Genomic DNA, 4689 nt, shown 5'->3' with positions numbered 1-4689 from the left:
GTTAACTGACTGGCATTAGTATATAGCTGCTTTTTGTTTAAATTACGGTGTAAGATTAAAAGCATTCAAAATATGAAATCGTCTAAGCCGAAAAGCCCCAACTATTGTTAACATAAATAATTTGGTTGTTAAAAATTAACGTTTGGAATACTGCCTGTTTATTATAAATATCATGCAGCACCGCATACTTTTTTACCTTGTTGCCGCTCATTGACACGTAAGGGCCATCTGAGAAAGCACCTAGCGCTGTTTGGCTAAAGCTAGCTGTTACGCTTTAATTATTTGAGAAACTCATAGAGTGTTTAATAGTAAAAATGGTGAAACAAGATACTGCTTCACCAAAAGATGGCCTTTAATACACCACTTAGTCAGACTTACGCTCGGCGCTTTAAATGAGCGAAAATGCTACAAACTTTGCGCGTAATGATAGAGCGATTTGAGTATATTTAAGTTTTTCTCATTGCCATCATTTTCATGCACTAGATTTTCAAGCGTTAACATAAAGTCTTCAGCTGAAATTGAAGGGTTATCTTCACCATGCATCAGTTTATTTTGGCAATATTTACGCCATGAATCGAGCTCTGAAGGGGTGAGCAGTTCAGGCCAGTTTCTCGCACGATACCTAAAGAGCATTGTAGTAAATTTAGCATCTTCAAATTCAAGGTTTAGTGCACCTAATGCACTTGGTTGAGCATCTCTGACAACCGCGAACTTTGCTTTGTCAGACTTACTAATAAAGCCATTATATAACTGATAGTCAGGGTTAGTTGTAGCGCTAAAATCACCTTGCTCATTAAACACTTCTGCTACCTTGTCTCGCAGTTCAGGGTGTTCTTTCAATACTTTTAAGTGTTTTAAACATTGCTCCCGGTCAATACCTAGCCGAGCTGCATTTTCAGGCAATAGTGTCTTTGCGGGCGCAAGAATAGGGCACTTATTCACATGTACTAGTTTTAAACCAACGGGTAAATCACCTTCAATCATATCAACACGTTTGGTATACAAACGCTCTCTGAGTTCTTCGACTGACAAGTCGAGTAAGACTTGAGGGTTTTCTGTTAAGTTAAAACATACCACCGCATTTTTGTTACTGGGGTGAAAACTCATTGGCGCAATCCAGGTTGTACATCCTTGCGTCGCGGGAATTCGAGATGAGGTGTGCACCAAAGGCTGCATGTTGAATACATCGATAATATCGAGCAATGCTTTTTTGTTACGCAGGCTAAAGAAGAAATCAAACAATTTGGGTTGTTTCGTTTTTATTAATTTGGCTAAGTCAATAGTGGCTGTTACGTCGCTGAGTGCATCGTGTGCTGCGCCATGTTCAATGCCATTAGCAACTGTTAAATGTTCTAATTTAAAACTGGGCGTGCCATCTTCTTTGAGTGGCCATTCAATGCCATCTGGGCGCAGTGCATAACACGCCCTCACTAAATCTATGATATCCCAACGGCTATTTCCGTTTTGCCATTCACGTTCATAAGGGTCATAAAAGTTTCTGTATAAGCTATATCGCGTCACTTCATCATCAAAACGAATACTGTTGTAACCTGCGACACACGTACCCGGGCGGCTAAATTGCGCATGAATTTTTGCCATAAACTCAGCTTCAATGAGACCGTGCTTTTGAGCGTGTTGTGGTGTGATCCCCGTTATCAAGCAGGCTTCTGGGTGAGGTAAATAGTCGGGTGCTGGTTTACAGTATTCAATTAGCGGCTCACCAATAATATTTAGGTCATAATCAGTACGAATTCCTGCAAACTGACTTGGCCTGTCTTTCTGAGGGGTTGCTCCAAACGTTTCATAGTCGTGCCAATAGATACTTGGTATATTCTCGTTGTTTTTCTGTATGTCTTTATCGTTACTATTATTCATTAAATCAAAGGCTTATGTTGAATTTACTGTTCAGCTAGTTTTTTCTTGTTTCTTGCAATTATTCACAAGTGTGTATATAAGTATGTATATAAAAAACATTGCGTGTGTATAAAAAAATAAATGGCTCTTACTGATGCAAAACTGCGAAAACTCGCAAACAAGAAAGACGACCCAATTACATTATCTCATAGAGACGGCCTGCGCGTAAAACGTAATAAAAACGGCAGTGTGCTTTGGCAATATCGTTGTCGCTATTTATGCAAGCCCGTGATCATGTCATTGGGGTATTATCCTGAGGTGTCGTTAAAAGATGCACAAGACCTTATACCACACTTAAAGCATTGGCTCTCAATAGGAGAGGATCCACGTAAAGCGTATAAAGCCTATTCAAAAGGGGCCGCAGATGACCCAACGGCCTCGGAGTTAGCCCAGAAATGGTTAAACAATACATTGCACACATACAAACCTAAAACGCAAGAAGTCTATTCACATCATATGGGTAAGTGGGTGTTACCGTATTTAAAAGATAAGCCAGCGTGTGAAATGACAGCTGCCGATTGGCATAAATATTTTGACTATATTAGAGAAAATGGCACAGCTAAAACCGCGTCAGTGATATTGGTGAGAGTTAAAACAGTATTACACTGGGCTGCAATGCGAGGGGAGTTACCTAACAATAACCCCATCTTTAATTTGCAAACAAAGCATGTAGGGGAGTCAGCAACGCAAGGTCAGCGATGGCTACCATTTAATGAGCTGGCACTTTTGTGGCGAAAGATAGAGCAAGCAAGAGCTGCTCCCGCAAATAAAGCCTGTTTACAGCTTGTTTTTTTAACCGGAGCTCGTCAATCAGAAATACGAGAATTAAAATGGGAGCATATCGATGAGGAAAACAAAATCTGGACGGTCCCACCTGAGAACTCTAAGACTAATAAACCAATTCGGCGTCCGATCACAAAAAAGATGCAAGAAATCTTGGATTCGCTTGCACTAGTCTACGGTAAAAAAGGTTACATTTGTCCTGGCAGCAGTCCTCGAAAAGCGATAACGACGCATGCAGTAAATCGGTTTTGCGCAAGAATATGGGGTTATCTTCATGAAGAGCATAAAACAGCCAAGTTTGTGCCTCATGACGCGCGCCGATCTATAAGTACATTGTTAAGTGAATTAGATATACCTCCTTATGTCACAGAAAAAATGCTTGGGCATGCTAGGCGAGGGGTTATGGCAGTGTACAACAAACATGACTATATAAAAGCGCAAGCAGAAGGGTACGAACTGTATTGGAAAAAAATAAACGAGGCAATAGCAAACCTTAAAAGTTAGCTTTTCTCCTATTATAAGTCAGAGCCTGCCTTGGGGGTAAAAGAGTAAATGACAGATATAAAAATGAATGAAAAAGAATTTTCACAAATTCGCACAATTAATGAATCAATGAAGTGTATTGAGGCATATTTAAAGTTTAGAAGAAGGTCTATAGAGCCACTATATAGAGATATAGACTATATAGTGCCTCACATTATTCATTGTGAGAGCGAAGCTTTGAGGTGCCGATTTTTAGACCTTATGAGATCAACTTATTACCTATACAAAGAAAAAATGTATTGTTCCGCATTAATTTCATTACGTTCAGCCTTGGAAACACTTGCGGTACTCCTGTTTTTGAATAAACAGATGCGCTCTCTAGTGAATGGAAACCTAAAGCTTGAACTATTTCTCTCTAACTCGGAAAGGTTTTTTTTTAGTTTTTCTAACAAATCACAAGCTAATGAAGATTTGCCAAAAGCTTATAATATTCAAAAGTTTATAAATGAAACCGTAAGCTTAAAAGAGTGGTATGATAAACTTTCAGAGTATGCTCATCCAAATTATTCAGGTGCTTTTGGAATCTATGCAAAGATAAAAGAAGATAGCCCTGCAACTGAATTTGAGATTTATGCTCGGTTCGAAGGAAAGCTTTTAGATCATATTGAATCAGGTTTTAGCGTTTTGACTAATACATTTCACAATCAAGCGTTCAAAGATTTTGGTGATTTACTCATTGAGCTGCAAAGTTACTGTCAAGAAAAGCATAGGACAGGGACTCTAAAAACTTCATTAGAAAGAGCCGGTATGAAATTTTAAAAATTGGAATAAAGCTTTTAGCGTAATAACATAGTTAGGTTAATTGAATGTTTAGTAATTGATTAAAATGGCAAAAAGGTCGGCAACAATCTGGCTATGATAAAATGCTACTAGCCGGAGCGTACTGGCTTATTAAGTTTGATTGCTACTTATTGAGGTTTAAAGAGGGGAGTGAGATACCACCTCATAGAGATAAGGTTTCTAAAGGCAAGCACTACAGACTAAACATTATAATCAAGGCTGCTAAAAGTGGCGGTCAGTTTCTTTGTGAAAATCCTATTTATGAGAGTTCGCGAGTTAAACTTTTTAGACCAGATAAATCTGAACACTCGGTATCAAAGGTTGAGTCAGGAAACAGGTATTTATTGAGTATTGGCTGGGTTAAAGAGTAATAATCGATATATTGGAATATGAGGAATAAGGATGGCAGGAAAATTAAATTTACTATCAACGGTTTGCTCTTTTGGTGAGATGAAGGAGCTTTTTGTCTTACTTGATTCCAAACTTAGCAAGATAGAAGACCTTATAAATAAATCTAGCCCCCTGTGTCAGGATAGTTGTCGCCTCAGTTTTTCATAAAATAAAACAGGGAGCGGTAAGTTAGTTATGAGTGAAGCATTATCCAGAAGATCATAAACAAGCAGTCATTAGAAAGCTGGTTGAAAGTGGCTTATCATTAGGTCAATTCGC

4 protein-coding genes are annotated in these 4689 nt (G+C 38.6%); 3 read left to right on the top strand and 1 reads right to left on the bottom strand.

Annotated features, from left to right (window positions below; all coding sequences use genetic code 11):
• Positions 1–405: 405 nt before the first annotated feature.
• Positions 406–1875 carry an exodeoxyribonuclease I gene (gene sbcB / locus CWC18_RS20590; protein WP_138676030.1) on the bottom strand — a complete coding sequence of 490 codons (1470 nt, stop codon included), beginning with the start codon at positions 1873–1875 and terminating at the stop codon, positions 406–408.
• 120 nt (positions 1876–1995) lie between these two features.
• Here sbcB and CWC18_RS20585 point away from each other — a divergent pair, with 120 nt between their 5' ends.
• The 3 genes from CWC18_RS20585 to CWC18_RS21665 all read left to right on the top strand — a co-directional run bounded on the left by CWC18_RS20585 (position 1996) and on the right by CWC18_RS21665 (position 4391).
• The gene (locus tag CWC18_RS20585) at positions 1996–3201 is read left to right on the top strand and encodes a tyrosine-type recombinase/integrase (RefSeq protein ID WP_138676029.1); all 1206 of its coding nucleotides are present in this window, start codon (positions 1996–1998) and stop codon (positions 3199–3201) included.
• A gap of 48 nt (positions 3202–3249) precedes the next feature.
• Complete coding sequence (locus tag CWC18_RS20580; RefSeq protein ID WP_138592239.1) at positions 3250–3999, top strand: hypothetical protein; 750 nt, start codon at positions 3250–3252, stop codon at positions 3997–3999.
• A 104-nt stretch (positions 4000–4103) separates the two neighbouring features.
• Complete coding sequence (locus CWC18_RS21665; RefSeq protein ID WP_249348072.1) at positions 4104–4391, top strand: 2OG-Fe(II) oxygenase; 288 nt, start codon at positions 4104–4106, stop codon at positions 4389–4391.
• The last annotated feature ends 298 nt before the right edge of the window (positions 4392–4689 follow it).

This window comes from Pseudoalteromonas aurantia (genome assembly GCF_005886875.1).
Classification (GTDB): domain Bacteria; phylum Pseudomonadota; class Gammaproteobacteria; order Enterobacterales; family Alteromonadaceae; genus Pseudoalteromonas; species Pseudoalteromonas aurantia_A.
The sequence above is the reverse complement of the archived record's forward strand: the minus strand, read 5'-3'. Positions and strand labels throughout refer to the sequence as shown.

Bases quoted from the DNA above. Each gene is read 5' to 3' on its own strand.
- CWC18_RS21665 (WP_249348072.1), top strand. From the start codon at position 4,104: ATGCTACTAGCCGGAGCGTACTGGCTTATTAAGTTTGATTGCTACTTA.
- CWC18_RS20585 (WP_138676029.1), top strand. From the start codon at position 1,996: ATGGCTCTTACTGATGCAAAACTGCGAAAACTCGCAAACAAGAAAGAC.
- CWC18_RS20580 (WP_138592239.1), top strand. From the start codon at position 3,250: ATGACAGATATAAAAATGAATGAAAAAGAATTTTCACAAATTCGCACA.
- sbcB (WP_138676030.1), bottom strand. From the start codon at position 1,875: ATGAATAATAGTAACGATAAAGACATACAGAAAAACAACGAGAATATA.